Origin of the sequence: Bathymodiolus heckerae thiotrophic gill symbiont (assembly GCF_900180345.1) — a bacterium.
Classification (GTDB): domain Bacteria; phylum Pseudomonadota; class Gammaproteobacteria; order PS1; family Pseudothioglobaceae; genus Thiodubiliella.
The window spans coordinates 1-1,483 of sequence record NZ_FXLV01000092.1 but is presented as its reverse complement, the minus strand read 5'-3'; the positions used below and the strand labels follow the sequence as shown (position 1 = coordinate 1,483).

The window sequence follows — 1,483 nt, the reverse complement described above, 5'->3', positions numbered from 1 at the left end:
CCAAGTAACATTATTTTTAATAGCAGTCTCTCCTGCAGCAGTATCAAGCTTTGCCCAGCCACGCAAGGTATCATCCATGTTATCTACAGTCATTGCAGTTCTAATAAACATACCTTCTGCATTTGTTAAACTCGAAATATCCCAACTGCCAATGCTTTGGTTAAAGGCGGTTGCTTCATAAAACATCAAAAATACACTTTTTACATTGCTAACATTCCAACTGTCAATATTTTGGTTAAAGGCGGTTGCTTTATAAAACATAAGAAGCATATTCTTTACATTGCTAACATCCCAACTGTCAATATTTTGGTTAAAGGCGGTTGCTTTTACAAACATAGAGTTCATGTTTGTCACATTACTAACATCCCAACTGTCAATATCTTGGTTAAAGGCAGTTGCATCAGAAAACATACCAGACATATCAATTACATAGCTAACATCCCAATTTGTTAAATCATCATCAGAGCCATTACCATCAATATCAACCTTATCTCTTAAAAAGGTAACACTAGTTGTGTTTTTAGTGGCAGTAGCGTTGGGGTTACCAGCAAGATTTGTAAAGGTATTCGCTGCAACCGTAATGGCGACATTAGAATGCCTTCCACTTAGGTTTGGGGTTACCATAATGGTATATTGAGTGTCACTTACTTTGGTAAATGAGCCAGTATCAATAGTGCCATTTACAATGCCAACATCATCAACAGTAAACGACCCGTCCTTAATCGCTTCATTAAAATTAAATGCGATTATCTTGGTGGCAATACTTGCTCCTCCGCTGCCTGTAATCGTTAGGGTTGGGGAAGTCGCAAGTATTAAGTTACCATTAGTAATCAAATTATCCAACAAATTGGCACTATAGGCAACATTTGATAACGCAATGGTTATTGAACTATTAAGCGCTCTGGTGCCATTATGGTCAATAGTCAGTTTAGTGCCAGTGCCATCGGCAGCTGCTGTTACAAAATCACTCAGATTAGAAATAGAGTAACCTATTAACAAGTCTTTAAGATCAATAATATCTGCATTAGCATTTATACTTGTATTTCCCACGGTAAAGTCGGTAATAATATCATTGCCTGCATTTTCAAAGCCGTAATCAAAAGTATTTCTACCGCCTGCACCAGTTAAAGTGTCATCGCCTGCACCACCGATTAAAATATCATTCGTCGTGCCACCAGTCAGCGTATCGTTACCGCCTAAGCCGTGCAGTGTGGTTTTTATGCTGGTTGTGGCAAGTGTGTCAGCAGTGACGGTGCCTTGTATCGTCTTGCTGCCATCAAAAGTGCCATTAATAGTCCAATTATAGGTGTCTATTAAATATTGTTTGGCAGTAGCATCGGTGTAATCTTCGATGTCCCAAGTAACATTATTTTTAATAGCAGTCTCTCCTGCAGCAGTATCAAGCTTTGCCCAGCCACGCAAGGTATCATCCATGTTATCTACAGTCATTGCAGTTCTAATAAACATACCTTCTGCATTTGTT

The 1,483-nt window shown here is 38.8% G+C and carries 1 protein-coding gene; it reads right to left on the bottom strand.

The genetic code is table 11. From position 1 onward, the window contains the following. The coding region (locus CRYPD_RS07635; protein WP_138146976.1) for a BspA family leucine-rich repeat surface protein at window positions 1-1,467 on the bottom strand (1,467 nt) is incomplete at its 3' end. Between the last annotated feature and the right edge of the window lie 16 nt (window positions 1,468-1,483).